Source organism: Alcaligenes sp. 13f, from assembly GCF_020496585.1.
Classification (GTDB): Bacteria; Pseudomonadota; Gammaproteobacteria; order Burkholderiales; family Burkholderiaceae_B; genus Alcaligenes; species Alcaligenes phenolicus.
Genome location: NZ_JAHKKC010000030.1, coordinates 1 through 17,269, shown reverse-complemented (window position 1 = coordinate 17,269; position 17,269 = coordinate 1). Strand labels below are relative to the sequence as shown.

General features: G+C 56.2%; 18 protein-coding genes. 10 read left to right on the top strand and 8 right to left on the bottom strand.

Translation table 11 applies throughout. The features are described from left to right. Positions 1–116: 116 nt before the first annotated feature. On the top strand, positions 117–1,160 hold the full coding sequence (locus KOE80_RS18150; RefSeq protein ID WP_060185507.1) for an aromatic ring-hydroxylating dioxygenase subunit alpha: 1,044 nt from the start codon (positions 117–119) through the stop codon (positions 1,158–1,160). A 5-nt stretch (positions 1,161–1,165) separates the two neighbouring features. After that, the gene (locus KOE80_RS18145; protein ID WP_115634601.1) at positions 1,166–2,371 is read left to right on the top strand and encodes an FAD-binding oxidoreductase; all 1,206 of its coding nucleotides are present in this window, start codon (positions 1,166–1,168) and stop codon (positions 2,369–2,371) included. Between the two features lie 170 nt (positions 2,372–2,541). Here KOE80_RS18145 and gcvA read toward each other — a convergent pair whose 3' ends face one another. Beyond that, positions 2,542–3,426 carry a transcriptional regulator GcvA gene (gene gcvA / locus KOE80_RS18140; protein ID WP_226349672.1) on the bottom strand — a complete coding sequence of 295 codons (885 nt, stop codon included), beginning with the start codon at positions 3,424–3,426 and terminating at the stop codon, positions 2,542–2,544. Between the two features lie 145 nt (positions 3,427–3,571). Here gcvA and KOE80_RS18135 point away from each other — a divergent pair, with 145 nt between their 5' ends. The 3 genes from KOE80_RS18135 to KOE80_RS18125 are packed head-to-tail and all read left to right on the top strand — an operon-like array spanning position 3,572 to position 5,734. Beyond that, positions 3,572–4,195, top strand: a complete 624-nt coding sequence (locus KOE80_RS18135; protein ID WP_060185504.1) for a glutathione S-transferase family protein — start codon at positions 3,572–3,574, stop codon at positions 4,193–4,195. A gap of 12 nt (positions 4,196–4,207) precedes the next feature. Next, positions 4,208–5,239, top strand: coding sequence for an LLM class oxidoreductase (locus KOE80_RS18130; protein WP_226349671.1), 1,032 nt, complete (start codon positions 4,208–4,210; stop codon positions 5,237–5,239). Between the two features lie 18 nt (positions 5,240–5,257). Then, complete coding sequence (locus KOE80_RS18125; protein WP_226349670.1) at positions 5,258–5,734, top strand: GNAT family N-acetyltransferase; 477 nt, start codon at positions 5,258–5,260, stop codon at positions 5,732–5,734. A gap of 72 nt (positions 5,735–5,806) precedes the next feature. On the opposite strand, the gene KOE80_RS18120 is transcribed toward KOE80_RS18125, so the two are convergent. The 4 genes from KOE80_RS18120 to KOE80_RS18105 all read right to left on the bottom strand — a co-directional run bounded on the left by KOE80_RS18120 (position 5,807) and on the right by KOE80_RS18105 (position 9,687). Continuing rightward, on the bottom strand, positions 5,807–7,195 hold the full coding sequence (locus tag KOE80_RS18120) for a type II toxin-antitoxin system HipA family toxin (RefSeq protein WP_226349669.1): 1,389 nt from the start codon (positions 7,193–7,195) through the stop codon (positions 5,807–5,809). Continuing rightward, positions 7,185–7,547, bottom strand: a complete 363-nt coding sequence (locus tag KOE80_RS18115) for a helix-turn-helix domain-containing protein (protein WP_052159270.1) — start codon at positions 7,545–7,547, stop codon at positions 7,185–7,187. The genes KOE80_RS18120 and KOE80_RS18115 overlap by 11 nt, the downstream gene beginning before the upstream one ends. A gap of 219 nt (positions 7,548–7,766) precedes the next feature. Next, entirely contained in the window at positions 7,767–8,957 is a 1,191-nt protein-coding gene (cml, locus tag KOE80_RS18110; RefSeq protein ID WP_226349668.1) for a CmlA/FloR family chloramphenicol efflux MFS transporter, read from the bottom strand. A gap of 259 nt (positions 8,958–9,216) precedes the next feature. Next, positions 9,217–9,687: a helix-turn-helix domain-containing protein gene (locus KOE80_RS18105; RefSeq protein ID WP_226349667.1), complete on the bottom strand. Its 471-nt coding sequence runs from the start codon at positions 9,685–9,687 to the stop codon at positions 9,217–9,219. 81 nt (positions 9,688–9,768) lie between these two features. Here KOE80_RS18105 and KOE80_RS20485 point away from each other — a divergent pair, with 81 nt between their 5' ends. Further along, positions 9,769–9,915 carry a hypothetical protein gene (locus tag KOE80_RS20485; RefSeq protein ID WP_319002436.1) on the top strand — a complete coding sequence of 49 codons (147 nt, stop codon included), beginning with the start codon at positions 9,769–9,771 and terminating at the stop codon, positions 9,913–9,915. Next, on the top strand, positions 9,872–10,222 hold the full coding sequence (locus tag KOE80_RS18100; protein ID WP_319002435.1) for a DUF2938 family protein: 351 nt from the start codon (positions 9,872–9,874) through the stop codon (positions 10,220–10,222). The genes KOE80_RS20485 and KOE80_RS18100 overlap by 44 nt, the downstream gene beginning before the upstream one ends. Before the next feature lie 125 nt (positions 10,223–10,347). Here KOE80_RS18100 and KOE80_RS18095 read toward each other — a convergent pair whose 3' ends face one another. Next, positions 10,348–11,229, bottom strand: a complete 882-nt coding sequence (locus KOE80_RS18095; RefSeq protein WP_226349681.1) for a LysR family transcriptional regulator — start codon at positions 11,227–11,229, stop codon at positions 10,348–10,350. 169 nt (positions 11,230–11,398) lie between these two features. On the opposite strand from KOE80_RS18095, the gene KOE80_RS18090 reads away from it, so the two are divergent. Next, positions 11,399–12,910, top strand: a complete 1,512-nt coding sequence (locus KOE80_RS18090; RefSeq protein ID WP_226349666.1) for an MFS transporter — start codon at positions 11,399–11,401, stop codon at positions 12,908–12,910. A 127-nt stretch (positions 12,911–13,037) separates the two neighbouring features. Here the strand turns inward: KOE80_RS18090 and KOE80_RS18085 are convergent, their stop codons facing one another. Next, positions 13,038–13,592: a GNAT family N-acetyltransferase gene (locus KOE80_RS18085; protein ID WP_083054996.1), complete on the bottom strand. Its 555-nt coding sequence runs from the start codon at positions 13,590–13,592 to the stop codon at positions 13,038–13,040. A gap of 132 nt (positions 13,593–13,724) precedes the next feature. Here KOE80_RS18085 and KOE80_RS18080 point away from each other — a divergent pair, with 132 nt between their 5' ends. After that, positions 13,725–14,585 (top strand): AraC family transcriptional regulator, encoded by an 861-nt coding sequence (locus KOE80_RS18080; protein WP_226349665.1) that lies wholly within the window; start codon positions 13,725–13,727, stop codon positions 14,583–14,585. Between the two features lie 133 nt (positions 14,586–14,718). On the opposite strand, the gene hutC is transcribed toward KOE80_RS18080, so the two are convergent. Beyond that, a complete protein-coding gene (gene hutC, locus KOE80_RS18075) occupies positions 14,719–15,408 on the bottom strand; it encodes a histidine utilization repressor (protein WP_226349664.1) in 690 nt (229 codons plus the stop codon). Positions 15,409–15,723: 315 nt separating this feature from the next. On the opposite strand from hutC, the gene hutU reads away from it, so the two are divergent. Beyond that, on the top strand, positions 15,724–17,269 hold a 1,546-nt coding region (hutU, locus tag KOE80_RS18070), incomplete at its 3' end, for a urocanate hydratase (protein WP_226349663.1).

Below are 17,269 nucleotides of genomic sequence, written 5' to 3'. Positions count from 1 at the left end.
AATTCTAAACGATATGGATAGTAGGCTGAATTTGATTGCGACTATCATCACAAACAAGAGAGCATGAATGGGCTCGTTCAGCCATCATGCACCGTATTCAGAGTTGGGGGTAAATCATGTTTGTACGCAATGCCTGGTATGTAGGCGCATTGGCTACACAGCTCGGTCGCAGCTTGCAGCCTGTGCGTATGCTTAGCGAGAACCTGGTGCTGTATCGCCGCGAAGACGGCCAGCCCGTGGCCTTGGAAGATTCCTGTCCGCACCGTCGCCTGCCTTTGTCCAAAGGCCGCTTGATTGGCGACCAGGTGGAATGTGGCTACCACGGCCTGACCTTTGATTGCAGCGGCTCCTGTACCAAGGCGCCCGGTGTGGCGCAAATCCCTAAAAGCGCGGTGGTACGCAGCTACCCCTGTACGGAGCGTTTTGGCCTGGTCTGGGTCTGGATGGGTGATCCTGAATTGGCTGATCCGTCCAAACTGATCGATATCCCCGAGTGGGACAATCCCGAGTGGGGTGTGAACCGTGGCGACGCCATGGAACTGGACTGCAATTACCTGTACGTCACCGACAATTTGCTGGATCCTTCGCACGTGTCCTGGGTACACCAAAGCTCGTTTGGCAGCCCCGACATCATCGGCCTGCCCTTGACGGTGAAGGTTGAGGACAATGGCGTGACGGTCTCGCGCTGGTCAAAAAATGTGGAAGTTGCGCCGTTTTACAAGCAGTTTGTGAAATTTGAAGGCAATTGCGACCGCAAACAGCAATACGAAGTGCGCTTCCCGTCGCTGGCCGTGATCAAGGCCATCTTTCTGCCCGCCGGTGCGGCTACCGAGGAGCCCAGCGAGTACCACCAGGACGTTTTTCTGATGGACTCCTATAACTTCCTGACGCCTATCGACGAAGAACACACCCGTTACTTCTGGTTCCAGCTGCGCAATTTCAGCCCGGATGACGAGGCGATCTCCAAGATCTTCAACGAAGATGTACGCCACGCGTTCCTGGAAGACAAAGTGGTTCTGGAAGAAGTGCACAAAGCCCTGAAAGAGCGTCCTGCCGCGTTGGATTTGCCCTTGGATTCAGGCCCCTTGCGCTTCCGTCGCAAGATCAGCCAGATGATCCAGGCCGAACAAGCTGTCGCCAGCGAGACAACAACGGCTTGAGCGTGATGAATACGACTGCATCATCTGCGTCTACGGAGGCTACGGCCAACCGCCGTTTCCGGGATTATCGTGTCCTGGAAAAGCAGCGCGAAAGCGAAGTGATTACTTCGTTTGTACTGCAGCCGGTGGACGGTGTTATGCCGCCTTATCAGCCGGGTCAGTATCTGGTGTTCCGCCTGGAGATTGACGGGCAAATCGTGCTGCGCAATTACAGCGTGTCGGGGGATCCCGACTGCACGGATCGTCTGCGCATTTCCGTCAAACACGAGAAGGCCCCGGCAGGGTCAAGCGTGGCGGATGGTTTGGCCTCCTCCTATCTGCACCAACAGGTGCAGCCGGGCGATGTGCTGAGTGCGGCCGGCCCTATGGGCGAGTTCGTGCTGGACGAGAGCAGCCAGCGGCCTGTGGTGTTGCTAAGCGGTGGCGTGGGCCAGACCCCTTTGCTGGCCATGCTGCATCGTCTACTTAAACGCAGCCAGCGTAAGGTGTATGTGATTCATGCATGCGATAACAGCGCGGTGCATGCCTTTGCCGATGAGATGCGTGAGCTGGTGGCACAACGCGAAGGCGTGCAGCTTTACTTCTGCTATCGCAACCCGACTGAACATGATGAGCAAGCCGGTTTGCACCATGTGGCGGGACTGATTACACGTGAGCAGCTGCAGCGTTGGCTGCCACTGGATGATTACGAGTTTTACCTGTGTGGGCCCAGTGCCTTCATGCAGAGCAATTATGGTGTGCTGCGTAGTCTGGGTGTGGCACGTGAGCGCATTCACTACGAGTTTTTTGGCCCGGCGACGGTGCTGGAAAACACCTTGGCGGATGATGGTGCAGCCAGTGCGGTTCAGGATCAGGTCCAGCCTGCCCCCTCCAGTCGTGTCGATGCGAATGTGTTGGAGCTGGATTCGCCTGTAGAAGCAGTAAGGGGAGCCGCGACAGCAGCGGAAGATGCGGCGCAGACGGTGACATTCCTGCCCGATGGCCGCCAGGCCCAATGGCATGAGGACTGCCCCTCCTTGCTGGATCTGGCGGAAGCAACGGGCTTGAGTCCGGACTTCAATTGCCGGGCGGGTCTGTGCAATACCTGCATGTGCACTCTGGTATCGGGCGAGGTCGACTATTTTGAAGAGCCGCTGGACCCTGTGCCAGAGGGCAAAGTCTTGTTGTGCTGTTCCCGTCCCCGTGGTCCGGTGGCCGTGGAATTACCTTAAGAGTTTTTCAATTGCTTGTTGAGGTTTGCCCCGTCCTTTTGGGACGGGGTTTTTTTTAAAAAAATCATATGCTTCCTTGTTGGAAGTCAGGCGGATTGTCGATGTCTGGAGCAGGGGGTGTGGACATGAGGACTGTTGAAGTGGTGGTCCTACATAGGCTGGCTACCTTGCTATAGCTGGGCTTGCTCGCTTATCCAATCACTAAAGGCACGGACCTCTGCTTTTTGTGTCGCATCGGGCAAGGTCACCAGGTAGTAGGCAAAGCGGGCTGGCCAGGGCTTGTCCAGCACTTGCACCAAGCGGCCTGCGGCCATTTCATCCTGCGCATATTCTTGCGGTATCAAAGCCAGCCCCAGGCCCGCAATCGCGCCGCGTATCAGCAGGTAATCGTCCTCAAAAGCCGTGCCTCTATCGGCGCGCGCATCGTCCTCCACCCCGTGGGCAGACAGCCAAAGCGCCCAGTCGGCCCGGTCGGCATCTTGTAGCAGTGGCCACTCCAGACAATCTGCTGGTTCCTGAATGGTTGGCTTGTCTTGCAGCAACGCAGGGCTGGCTACAGGCAGCAAGACAGGGGCCATCAAGGGCTCGGCCTGCAAGCCGGGATACACGCCCAGGCCGTGGCGAATGGCGATATCCACTTTGTCGCGACGCAGGTCCACCAGCGTGGGGGACGCCTCCACACGGATTTCGATATCGGGATGGCGTTGCTTGAAGTCGGCCAGCCGCGGAATCAGCCAGGATGCGGCAAAGGAAGGCACGGTGCTGATCGTCAGTGTCTTCCTTTGCTTGGTGGCTTCCAGCGTGTGCATGGCCTGTTCGATCTGGTCGAACGCCGTCAGCAGGACAGGGTAGACCTGTTCACCGGCTTCGCTCAGGCTCATTTTGTGGTGGCTGCGCACAAATAGTGTCACGCCCAAACGATCTTCCAGCAGCCGGATTTGCTGGCTGACTGCGCCCGAGGTTACGCCCAGCGCCTGGGCGGCCAGCTTGATGCTGCCGTGGCGTCCGACTTCGGTAAAGGCGCGCAGAGCTTGTAAAGGAAAGACAGGGTTCACAGTTTAGTTTATCTAAATCTATCAAGTAGATTTAATCGTTTTTATTTGGCCATTTAGCTAGGGAAAATAGGCTTCTGAATCGTTTTTAAAGTTTAGCTTATCTATATAACAAGGAAGAGCGAACTTTCAATTTTGGAGCCACACCATGATTGATCTGTATACCGATAGTTCGCCTAACGGCTTTAAGGCGACCATTGCCTTGGAGGAGATGGCGTTACCGTACCGCTTGCATCACGTGCGTATCAACGCGAACGAGCATAGGCAGCCAGAGTTCCTGGCCTTGAATCCGCATGGGCGTATCCCGGTGATGAAGGATGATGAAACAGGTGTTGTCCTGTTCGAGTCCGCCGCGATCTTGCTGTATCTGGCGGAGAAAACCGGCCAATTGCTTTCAAAAGAACCTGTTCAGCGCTGGGAAACAATCAAATGGCTGCAATTTCACTCCTCCAGCGTGGGGCCGATTCTGGGTCAGCGCGTGCATTTTGAGTTGTTCGCCCAGGAGAAAATCCCGGCCGCCATCGAACGCTACCGCCGTCTGGTGAATGATCTGTTCACCGTGCTGGATACACGCTTGGCAGACCATCCTTATCTGGCAGGACAGGACTATTCCATCGCCGATATTGCGCATTTTGGCTGGACGCATATTGCGCGAATTATCGATTTTGATTTCAGCCACTACTCGCACATGAGTGCCTGGCATGAGCGCGTGGCCCAGCGCCCTGCAGTCCGTAAAGGCATCACCTTGCCTGAGCCCGCTACCGGCGCTTGAGGGGAAAACATCATGACGATTGAAACAAGCCTGATTCAAGGCGCATCTTTCCCTACCTTTGCCACTCACCCTGGCTATAGCCGCATGTTTGCACCCGGCCGTCTGACCATGGGTATCTTTCTGCCTCTGCGTTTTTATCAAGGCGATATGAGTGTGCTGGCCGGGCAGGCCGCGTTGGTAGAGGAGATAGACCGCCAGGATTTTGCGGCGGTGTGGGTGCGAGACGTACCGTTGTATGACCCCAGCTTTGGTGATGCGGGGCAGGTGTTCGATCCCTTTACCTATCTGGCTTTTCTGGCTGCTCGCACCAGGCGGGTGGCCTTGGCCACGGGCAGCACGATTTTCTCCTTGCGTCACCCGATCGATCTGGCCAAATCTGCCTTCACCATTGATCAGTTGTCCGGTGGACGCTTGGTGCTGGGCATCGCTTCCGGGGATAGGCCTATAGAATTTCCCGCCTATGGTGTGGAGCGAGCCGAACGGGCAGAGCGTTTTGCACACGCTGTCAGCTATTTCCGTCAACTGATGCAAGCGGGGCAATTGAATATCGACTCTCCGCTAGGCCGCTTCAATACGGCAGAGCTGCTGCCCAAGCCCGCGCATGGTTCCATTCCTTTAATTGTTACCAGCTCCTCGGGGCAGTCGCCCGAATGGATCGCAGAACATGCCGATGGTTGGCTGACCTACCCGGAAGCCACACATACACCGCTGGGTCCGCAAAAGCTGGCTGCCAAAATTCAGGCCTGGCGTGCCCGGATTCCAGATGGCGGTTTTCGCCCACACATGACCAACGAGTGGCTGGACTTGGTGGATGATCCTGATTATCCACGCACACCCTTGCAAGGTGGTTTTACACTGCGTACCGGGCGCAAGGGGCTGATCACCTTGTTGGAGGAATGGCAGGCAGCGGGTGTGAATCACGCCGCTTTGGGTATTCAGTTTGCGCAGCGACCAGCGGCGGAAATTATCCAGGAGCTGGCTGAGTATGTGCTGCCGCATTTTGCCTCTCATCAGGAGCAGCCTGCTCTTGCAACAGCATGGTAGCAACAGGGGAATACAAGCATGAATAGCAGTGCAGAACAGCTAGTAGTCGATGGCATTCAGATCCGGGATCTGCAGCCACAAGACCGGGCCGCCTGGGAGTCTCTGTACAGACAATACGCCGAGTTTTACAAAGAGCCCATGAATGAAGAGATCCTGGCTCGTACCTGGGGCTGGCTGCTGGATGCGCAGCATCCTTTGCAGGGCAAGGTGGTAGCGACGGCGAATGGTGCGTTGTTGGGCCTGGCGCATTACCGTCCTTTCCCGGAGCCCTTGCTGGGCAAGGATGCTGGTTTTCTGGATGACTTGTTTGTGTTGCCGGAACAGCGAGGCGGCGGGCTGGGCCGCCGTTTGATTGAGGCAGTCGCCCAGGCAGGTAAGGAGCAGGGCTGGCCGTTCCTGCGCTGGATTACGGCGCAGGACAATGCGCAGGCGCGAAGGCTATACGATGGTCTGGCTCAGGCAACAGCTTGGGTGACGTATGACTTGAATCTGTAGAAGGGGGCTAGGGGCGTGTAGAAGGTGATACGTTTTTCAGGGTGCCAGTATGCAACTAACAGGAATGATGGTTTAGTTCCCGAAGGCTCGCAATTCCTTCGTTAAGGAGGAGGAGGCCAAGCGCTCTAGTGGTCTGAATGCACCCTCCAGATAGTTCATGTCTTGGGCGGATGCATCGAACTGCTCAAAATAAGGCTTCCAGGCTCTGACGACTATCCATACTTCATGCAAGGCGCGAATGGCTTCTTGGCGGCTAGAGAAGTAGGCTGCCCAACGTGTCATTAAGTTGTCCAGGGTGGCCAGCCTTCCTTGCTCTCCTAGTTCGAGGTGCAAATAACGTTCGCTTGCCACCGTGTTCATGGGCAGAACGTCATAGAGCGGGCTTAACCTCCATCCTTTGCCGACCACGTCATAGATGAAGGCGTGGTTTCTCAAGTGATCGTCATTGTTGTTGGCAAAGATGTTCAGGGCTTGGCGCTTGAATAGTTCACGTAAATTACGATCGATGAAGGTGGGCAAACAACGCTCTCGTAGTTTGAGGGCCAGTGCCTGATAGGAACTGCTTCTTGCTTCGTACTCGTCAATGCCCATCAGGGTCATAGCGGAGCAAAAGCCGATACGCCCCTCAACGGTAGACGCATTGTGTTCTGGGGTGGCGGGCGACCAACTGTCCTGGCCGGGGGCGGGTGCTTCTCCCGGAGCTGCCCAGTAACGGTCAAATCTACGAATGAAGAGCACGCGCGCCGTGCCAACAGATTGGATATGCACGGGTGGAACGCATAGATCTGCAGCACGTGCCAATTCCAAGGTGCCAGCTTCAAGTACAGCATTGCAGGCGCGATCAGACTTGGAAGGGAATTTCGCCAGCCACAGCACATCGGATTCATCGCGAATTGATGCTTTGGGCCGGGCTCCGCCAGCCGAACCTAGGCCTTCAAAGCAGTCAGCCAGGTCCTCACCGATGTCTTCGTCATTTTCAATACGATCAGCGGCTTCAAGTAGGCGTTCAAGGCTGACCTCCCCAGCTGCCGATTTCTTGGCGGGGGAATCGAGCGTAAGTCGAATATCCAGTGCGCCTACGCGATCCACTCCTGCCTCCAGTAAATAGGCGACTTCAGGTAAAACGCCCGAGCCTACTTTGAGTTTGTTTTCGATGACACGTCGACCCCATGCGTCAGGGGCCGCGTCGCGCAGTCCACCAAACTCGTGCAGCCCAGGTAAGGTAAAACGTTGTATGCCTCCGTTTTCTGCCGTTAGTGGCAGTGCTGCAGGATCGATTTCAATCGCGTGTTGCCGTTGTACATAGCGCTTACCGTAGGTGAAGCTTGGCGCATCGGAATTCGCGTTCTCCAGTAGTCCTGCTGGTACAAAAGCATTGCCCTGATCGCTTTGGGCAATATGAGCAAACACAGCAACCTTACTGGGTGGTCGGCTGTATGGATTGCGCGGTTTAGAAGTCATATTTGTCCTTGGCTGGAGCGCTGTTGGCTGTATTCGATGCATTTTTCCTGGAGACACGCTGTACCTTGTTGGCATTGTTGAAGCTCCGCACAGCGCCGGACTGCTCTGTGAGCAGATCCAGCAAGGTAAGTTCGGGCTCAATGGCATGGAGGTAGCGCAGGATCTGAGACATCGTTCGGCTTTCATTACCTTGCTCAAGCAGGGCGGCCGTGGACCGTGAAATACCAGCACGAGCAGCCACATCGCTTTGAGTCATTCCATGGGCGATGCGCAGTTGCTGGAGCTTCTGACCAATGGCGCTGGCTTCCTGCAAGCGTTTAGGGGGGGTGCGTTGTGCCTCATCGTATTTCATAGTTGGCCCTTTCTGCCATGTTCGTCATGGACAATTTTGTGAAACATGTAGAGTCAAGACTTCTGATTTATTGACCGTAATAACAGTCCTTGAATTGATTAAGGACTGTTATTACGGACATTTTAATTGAATTTGATTGTTTGCTGAACAGACACGTAGTCTAATGTCCGTAATATCAGTCTTAATAGCTATTAAGGGCTGTTATTACGGACATTTTAGTTAGGCTTTTCTTCTCTCCAGCAGCATCAAAGCAAGCAACACCATGCTGCTCATTCCCAGCCCAAAGACCACCAGCGGCCACGCAGTGTCCCCATCCAGCAAGGTCACTGCCAAGGTGCCGATCACGCTAACGATCAGGCTTTCCACGCAGAAGTAGATTGCCACGGCGGAACCGGCCACATCGTTGAACTGGGCCAAGGCGCCATTGGCGGTGACGGATACCGTCATCACAATGCCCATGGCGGCTAGCCACATGGGCAGGATAAAGCTGCTAAAGGAGGGTTCCAGCAGGAGTTGTCCTGCTGCCAGCAACAGGGCGGCTAGGGCGATCAAACCCATACCGCGTCTCAGGCTCCCGGCCGTTCCCCAGCGAGCCACAAAGGTTTTGGACAGGCGGGTGGTGGCAATCATCACCAGGGCAACACTGGCAAAGGCCAGGCTGAAGCTTATTTCTGTATAGCCAGCTTGTCCGATCAAGACTCGGGGCGCGGTCGAGAAGTAGACAAAAAATGTCCCCATCCCGGTGGAGAAGCCCAGGGTATAGACCCAAAAAGCCGGACTCTTGAAGACGGCCAGTGCGCACTGCTGTGAATGCAGCGGTTTGGCAGGTCGGGTCTCCTGCCATCTGCACAGCGCATGGATCCAGGCTATGAGCCCCATCGCCGCCAAACTCAGGAAGATGGCTTGCCATCCTCCCATGCGGGCAATCAGAGCACCTGCAATAGGCCCCAAGGCGGGTACGAATGCCAGGATGGAGCTGAACAGGCTATAGATCACTACCCCTTCGGGGCGGTCTGCATACACATCGCGCACTGTGGCAAACAGGGCCACAAGGGTGGCCGAAGCCCCCAGTGCCTGCAGCACCCGAAAACCAACAAAAGCCCAGGCGGAACTGGACAAGGCAGCGGCGGTTGAGGCCAACACGAACAGGGCGGCCCCTGTCAGCAAAACAGGTCGTCGGCCTATGCGATCCGACAGGGGGCCAAAGATCAGTTGTCCCGCACCCAATAGCAGCATGTAAAGGCTAAGGGTCAGCTGGATGATGGCTGGGGTCGTACCTAGAAGTTCCGGCATGGCCGGGACGACGGGCAGGTAAATATCCATTCCCAGGGAGGCGAGGATGTCAAAGGGCGCCATCAGCAGCAGGGCAGCCGGCAGCGTATAAGCCCAGGAAGAGCGTGAGGAAGACATAACAAAATTACCACTCGAAAAAGAAATCGGGCGGCGTCTGTTTGTTATCAATCAGCGGGATTGGAAGTACAGAACGCCGCAACAAGACCAGAGCTTGTTGCGGCTTACTCAGTTGCTGACTTAGTGCTCGTCATGCAGACGGCTCCTCTCATCATCGTTTGTTGGTGTGTCGCGGATTGGATGCTTTAAGGCGGCGGCTGGCCTGGCCTTGCTGCGACAACTGCTCATTATAGGGGGAGGTTCTTACAGCCTTGAAGCGTCAGCTTGTGGTGGTTGTTTTTGTACCCGACACCGTTTTGGCAAGATGCGACATCGCTTCTTTGGAGCCGCTGGTCTTGTTCTTCTTTACCCGGATGGCGGCGGCTTTCAGCAAACGCTGGAATGTCGGGCACTGCGTATGGTTGGCGGCAGGGCAGTGGGCGGCGTGGCGCAAGCCTTCGCTCATGGCTTTCAGGCGCTTGATGGTGGCATCCAGTTGATCGGCCTTGGACAGCAGCAACTGCCTGTCCACCTGCGCAGAACCATCGGGAGGCAGCATGGCCCGTATTTCTTCCAGCGACAAACCGCCCGCTTGCCCCAGGGCAATCAAGGCCAGTTGATCCAGCACTTGGGGCGTAAAACGACGCCGTGCTCCGGGGGCGCTGACTGCACGGATCAGGCCTTCTTTCTCGTAGTAACGCACGGTGGAGGAGGGTAAGCCGGTTTGCTTGGCAACTTCTGAAATATCCATCTTGTACCTGTTGACTTGAAGTTGACTTCAACTTCTATGATTACTCAAAAACAAAGTGCTTATCAACGGAAAGGATTGCCAATGTTGTCGATCAATGAATGGGTGCATGTGATTCTGATCGGAGTCGGAGCCACTATTTTCATGGATATCTGGGGCCTGATTCAAAGGGCGCTGGGCCGGGCATTTGCTGCGTGGCCAGATCGCACACAGCAGTATCGGCAAGGCTGAGCCGATTGTGGGAGAGTCTGCCTGGGGCTGGTTCATTCACTATGCTGTGGGCATTGTTTTCGCCTTTTTGTTGCTTGCGGTTTACGGCACTGAGTGGCTGCAAGATCCCCGCTGGTTGCCCGCCGTCATGGTGGGCATGGCTACGGTCGTGATGCCCTTTTTTGTCATGCAGCCCGCCATGGGAGCCGGAGTGGCGGCCTCGCGTACCCCCACGCCTTGGACTAACCGTTTGCGCAGCCTGCTGACACACGCGGTTTTTGGTTTGGGCATGTACCTTGCGGCCTTGCTGATCAAGCAGGTGGCTTAAGGAGATGTCATTTGTTGGGGCCTCTGTCATGGGTGGCCTACTCTTTTTGTGCGTCAGCCAGTCCCAGGATGCCGCTTCCGAGCTGACCGGGGACTGAGCAGGAGGCACTAGCAGTATGTGTTTGGTCAGGCCTGGAAAACCGCCTCGCTCATGCAATCAATAAAGGCGCGCAGCTTGGGCGACAGGTTGCGGCTGGCAGGCCAGACAATCCACAGTGGCACGGTGTTATGGGTGCATTCATCCAGAATGGTTTGCAGCCGTCCGCTGCTTAAATGTTCCCCCACGGTGAAATCTGGCAGGCAAGCGATGCCTTGCCCTTGCAAGCTCAGATGCACCCGCATTTCCACGCTATTGCAGACCAGTGTGCGGGGCAGCTCGGGTATGTCCTGAGTTTCGGAAATTGGCCATTGTTCCAGCCGCCCGGTATTGGGGAAGCGGTAGTGCAGGCAGGCATGGTGTTGCAGATCTTTGGCGTGCAAGGGGCGACCATGCTCTTGTAGATATTCGGGGGAGGCAGCCAGGACGCGACGGAACGTGCACAGACGGCGGCGCATCAGGCCGGAATCACTCAAGGCGCTGGCACGGATGGCAGCATCAAAACCTTCGCCAATCACATCGACCAGACGGTCAGAAAAGTCCAGATCCAGTTCTACAGCCGGATAACGCTGCATGAAGTGGCTGATGGCCTGCTGAAACAGGCCGCTGTAGCGCGGCAAGCTGATTCGCAAGGTGCCACGCGGCATTTCACTGGCTTGGGACATTTCCAGTTCTGCTGCTTCGATTTCACTCAATATGCGTCTGCAGCGCTCCAGAAAAACTTTGCCATCGGCAGTCAGGGCCAGAGTGCGGGTGCTGCGGTGAAACAGGCGCACTTTCAGCCGCTCTTCCAGGCGGGCGATGGACTTGCCTACTGTGGAGGGCGACAGGCCGGATTCGCGGGCCACGGCCGAAAAGCTCAGGCGTTCCGCCACGCGTACGAACAGGCCGATATTGCTCAGGTTTTCCATCATGGTGCCGACTCTATTTAAGAATTTATTTCCTAAGTATTAATAACTGTAGTGCATTTTTCTTTGATGGGGTGACGCTTAAGCTCCTGAAATCGACCCCGATCATGCGGGTATTTCACGCCGTGTTCATTTCTGTTGGGCACGCACGCTTTAGCAGTCAATGAGAACCATGCTTTCCTCTTCTTCATCGTCGGCCATGCGTCGGCTGCAATTATTGTCAGCCTGTTTAACGGCTTTATTGATCCCCTTGTGCTTCACCGGCCCGGCAGTGGTGCTGTCGGCCATCAGTGCAGAGTTAGGTGGTAGTGCCGCCCAGCTGAGCTGGATCATGAACGCGTACATCCTGAGTTACGGCGGTGCCATGATGGTGTCAGGCAGCCTGACGGACATTTACGGCCAGCGCCGCATCTGGCTGATTGGCATGCTGTGGTTTTGCGCCTTTACCATTGCCATTCCTTTCATGCCCTCCGTGTTCTGGATTGATATTTTGCGCATGATGCAGGGCCTGGGCGGTGCCGCCGCTTTTGCCGCTGCCATGTCCTCCCTGGCTCCCTTGTTTGAAGGACGTGCACGGGCGCGGGCGTTCAGCTTGTTAGGCACGTCTTTCGGGCTGGGGCTGTCTTTTGGTCCCTGGTTTTTCGGCTGGATTGTGGAGGCGCTGCAATGGCAAGGCGTGTTCTACGCGACCGGGGCTATTGGCGTGGTCGGTTTGTTGCTGGTTCTGATCAGTACCAAGCCCAGTCAGGGCGGCTCGCAGGGTGCATTGGACTGGCCGGGTGCCATCAGCTTTACGCTGGCTTTGGGCCTGTTTACTTATGGCATGTTGCTGATCCCGGAACGGGGCTGGTCCGATAGCTGGGTGCTGTCCACCCTGCTGGCCTCTGTTGTCGCCTTTGTGGGCTTTGTCTGCATAGAGCGCCGCGTTGCGCAGCCCATGATTGATTTGAGTTTCTTTCGTGACCCCGGCTTTGTGGGTGTGCAGGCTTTGGCTGCAGCCCCTGCATTCCTGTTCATCGTGCTGATTGTGTTGTTGCCCGGTCGCTTTATGGGTATTGATGGTTACGGTGCATTGCAGGCCGGGCAGATGATGGTTTGGCTGGCTGCGCCCTTGTTGATCGTGCCTTTTGTGGCGGCCTTGCTGACTCGCTGGCTATCGGCAGGCACCTTGTCCAGCCTGGGTTTGCTTCTGGTGACCGTGGGTTTGTGGACTCTGGCTGAAGGCTTTGAGGCAGGTGGCGGGCCAGCCCTGCATCTGCCTTTATTGCTGATCGGCATGGGTATCGGTTTGCCCTGGGGCTTGATGGACGGGATGGCGGTCAGTGTGGTCAGCCCGGATCGGGTCGGAATGGCGACGGGTATCTTCAATACGGTGCGAATCTCTGCGGATGGTGTGGCCATTGCCGTGGTCAGCGTGCTGCTGGCTACCTTGATTCAGCAGCACCTGAGTGTGGGCAGCACTGCGTTTACACAAGCAGCGGTTCTGGAAGCGGCCAGTCGGGCGGCTTTGGGTGAATTGCAGTTGGCCGCGCACCAGCTGCCTGGTTTGGAAGCGCAATTGACTGCCAGTTATGCCGCTTCATTTTTGACGGTGCTGCATGCGCTGGCAGGCCTGGCGGCCTTGATTGCCGGTCTGCTCTTTGTCTTGTTGCGACAGCCCAAGCACGCTTTGCAAACGGCCTAGAAGACACCGCGTGCGCTGCACGCGATGCCCAAGGTGAACGGGCCCCAAACGCCTGGGACAGGTATCCAGGTTTTGGGGGCCGTTCTACACCCAGAGCGGCGGCGTGGGTGTGGGTTACGACAGGTGTTCAGGCCTGTTGTTTGGGCAAGGCCAGCCATTCCTGAGCTGTGATGCGGCTGATATGTTCAGTTCGGTAGTCCTGCAGGAACGGGTTGTACTTGTTTTCCTCGGTGTGATGATGGCGAAAGCCACACTTGCTTTGCGCGATCTGCGATTGGGCATTGTTGGCAAAGTAGCCGCACCACAGTGCTTTCAGCTTCAGTGTTTCAAAAGCGTGTCGCATCACTTCGCGCATGGCCTCGGGGATCAAGCCCTGGCCCCAGTAGGGCACGCCAATCCAATAGGCAATTTCGCCTTCTTCTTCGCCGATCTCGAAGTTGCTGTTCTTGCCGATCAGGATGCCGATGCAACCGACAGCCCGGCCATTATCTTTGTGCTCGACGGCATACACTTCAGGCATATTGAAAACTGTGCGGATAATTTCGGCACTTTCCTCAACGCTGGTATGCACCGGCCAACCTGCAATCGGGCCGACTCGCTCGTCTTTGGCGTATTCGTACAAGTCCTTGGCATCGGTGTCCTGCCAGGGGCGTAAAATAAGTCTTTCTGTTTGAAGTGTCATTTTCTTTACTCACCATTCATCAGAAAACAGAATAGAAGCTGGCTGGTTTGGCGAACAGAGCAGGACCTTGGTAGTTTCGGTACTTTTAGCAAGTCCTGTCGGTTGCCGGGCCGTGAAGGGCAGAGGAACACCATGCATCAGATTCCACAACTATTCAGCGCCAAAGATAGCTGGCTGACAGGCCAGACCACGCTGGCCGAAGGCGTGGGAATGCCTTTGTCTTTCGGTCATGCCTATATGGCCTTGATGATCTGCCTGTCGGGTCGCGCTTTGGTCAGCTTGAACTTCAAGGATCAGGTCGTACGGGCCCATGATGTGCTGGTGCTGGCCGAAGATACGATTACCTTGCTGAGACGGCGCTCACGCGGTTTCAAGGTGTTTTTTCTGTTGATGCCCAAGAACCTGGCGTCAGAAGTGGCCTATCAGCTGCCTAATTCCTTGTTCGTGTTCCTGCATGACAATCCGTTGTGTGTGCCTCCGCAGAGAGATCGAGCTTTACTGGCGGCCTGGTTGCTGCAACTGCACGAGATTGTGCAGACCAGCACGCTGCATCAGCACATCATGCTGCGTAATCAGCTGCAGAATTTCTTTCTACATATTGCCGAGCAGATTCCGTCCGAGTATCAGGGCGGCCAGCCGTTCAGCCGTCAGGAAATGATCAGCTGGCGGTTTTGGGAACTGGTTGGCCAGCAATGTCGGCAGCACAGAGAGGTGAAGTTTTATGCCGATGCGCTCAACATCACCCCGTTTTATCTGTCCCAGCTGAGCAAACAGTTTTTTAACGACAGTCCCAAGGCCTTGATCGACAGGCAAGTGGTTCTGGAGATCAAGGCGCTGCTTTCCTACAGCCAGCTGGCGATCGGGCAGATTGCCGATCAGCTGAATTTTGAGGATCCCTCTTATTTGTGCCGGTACTTCAAGCGCCATACAGGCTTGTCGTTGACCCGCTATCGCCAGCATGAGCAGGCTCGTTCCGGTGTGGTTGGCAAGTGATCAGCTCAAGGGTTGGTCGTGCCAGGTCAATGCGACAAGAAAATGGCGATGGTGTATGACTCAGGAGGCCAGAAGCCTGTGCGCCTGATCGATGCGTTTGGGAGTCAAACTCTAGGCAGAGCAGATTTACGGCTCACATCTTGCCGGTGAATTTGTAGCGATCCCCTGGATGCCACAGTCTGGCGTGCGTTGTGAACTGCTCGCTGGAAAAAGTGCGGCGGTCCATCACCAGACAGGGTTGCTGCTCTTTCATGTGCAGGGCCTGCGCGATTCCGGCGGGCGGCACCAGCACTTCAATGCTGTAAAAGCCGGTTGGCAAGGGGGCAACGCGCACCAGGTACTCATTAGGCGTGATCTGGCTCCAGTCCTGCTCCATGTAGTCCGGCGCCATTTGCGCGTCCACCAGACGATCTTCGTACTGGATAGGCAAGCCGTTTTCGGCATGAACAATAATGGAATGAAACAGTGCTGCGCCCGGTGCAATGCCATATAGCCGCGCTTGAGCCGGGCTGGCCTGCAGCCGCTCTATGCTCAGCACCTGACAGCTGTGTTGGTGGCCGCGCTCCCGTATGTCTTGCGCGATGCTGCGTATCTCGATCAGGGTGGACTGGAATTTGGGCTGCGCGACGTAGGTGCCCGAGCCTTTGATGCGGACCAGCAGCTCATCATTCGTCAACTCCCGCAGCGCGCGGTTGACCGTCATGCGCGACACGCCAAATTGTTCGCATAAAGCCAGTTCAGTGGGGATCAGATCACCTTCACGCCATTGGCCGGACTGGATTTTCTCCAGCACAAAATTCTTGATTTGCAGGTAGGCGGGCATGCTTGGTTCAGTTGACGAATGGCTCGTCTGGGGGACATCCATTTTTATGCTTTCCTGTAGGACGTGTTCACACTCAAAAGAGTCTCGCGCAGGCCAGATCTGAGGTCGTGCACCAGGCCGCGTGTGATGCCTTCCCATGCTCGCATTCACGGGCTTATGCAAGGCTCTTTTTATATGTATAGACAACTTGGAAAAATGACTATACATTGGCATGAGCTTACAAGAAAACCGTTGTTTTGTCGGCGCCAGAACCTGCCCTTCGGGTGTGGAAACAGCCTGCCAGATAGAACCAGCGCGTATCCAGAGACACCTCAGATGGAGGACATCACCATGCCTGATCATCACACTTTGGCGGCCAGCCACGATCCTCGCTTCGATCCTGCGCGGCAGATTCATGCCCCTACGGGTACCCAGCTCAGCTGCAAGAACTGGGTGGCGGAAGCTGCGTACCGCATGATTCAGAACAACCTGGACCCGGCCGTGGCCGAGAACCCCCAGCATCTGGTGGTGTACGGCGGCATCGGGCGTGCAGCCCGGAACTGGGAATGCTATGACCAGATTCTGGCCAGCCTGCGCCAGTTGGAGGATGACCAGACCTTGCTGATTCAGTCCGGCAAGCCGGTGGGTGTCTTCCGTACTCATAGCGATGCGCCGCGTGTGCTGCTGGCCAACTCGAATCTGGTGCCCAAATGGGCTACCTGGGAGAAGTTTCACGAGCTGGATCAGGCCGGTTTGTTCATGTATGGGCAGATGACGGCGGGTAGCTGGATCTACATTGGTAGCCAGGGCATTGTGCAAGGTACGTACGAGACTTTTGCTGAAGCAGGTCGTCAGCATTTTGGTGGTTCGCTGGCCGGGCGCTGGATTCTGACTGCTGGTCTGGGTGGTATGGGTGGCGCACAGCCTTTGGCGGCGACTTTTGCCGGGGCGGTATCGCTGACGATTGAATGCAAGCAAAGCAGTATCGACTTCCGTCTGCAGACCCGTTATCTGGATAAACAGGCGCGGGATCTGGATCATGCGCTGGAGTTGATTGCCCAACACACGGCCGCCAAGGAAGCGGTGTCGATTGGCTTGCTGGGTAATGCTGCCGATGTACTGCCTGAACTGGTGCGACGTGCCCAAGCGGGTGGTTTGAAACCTGATCTGGTGACGGACCAGACCTCTGCCCACGATCTGCTCAATGGCTATTTGCCGTCAGGCTGGACGGTGGAACAGTGGCAGGCGGCGCAGAAAGACCCGGCCCAACACGTCCGCATTCAACAAGCGGCTGCCGAGTCTTGCGCAGTTCATGTACAAGCCATGCTGGATTTCCAGAAAATGGGTATTCCGGTTGTGGACTACGGCAATAACATTCGCCAAGTTGCGTTTGATGAAGGCGTGGCCAATGCCTTCGATTTCCCTGGCTTTGTGCCTGCCTACATTCGCCCCTTGTTTTGCGAGGGCAAAGGCCCGTTCCGTTGGGTGGCCTTGTCAGGCGACCCGGAGGACATCTACAAAACCGATCAAAAAATCAAAGAGCTGTTCCCCGACAATCAGCACGTGCATCGCTGGCTGGACATGGCGCAGGCGCGCATTGCTTTCCAGGGCTTGCCGGCACGCATTTGCTGGTTGGGTCTGGGCGAGCGTCATCGTGCCGGTTTGGCCTTTAACGAGATGGTGCGCAAGGGCGAGCTGAAAGCGCCCATTGTGATTGGCCGCGACCACTTGGATACAGGCTCGGTGGCCAGCCCCAACCGCGAAACTGAAAGCATGCGTGATGGCACGGATGCCGTGTCGGACTGGCCTTTGTTGAATGCCTTGTTGAATACCGCCGGCGGGGCCAGCTGGGTTTCGCTGCACCACGGGGGCGGGGTGGGCA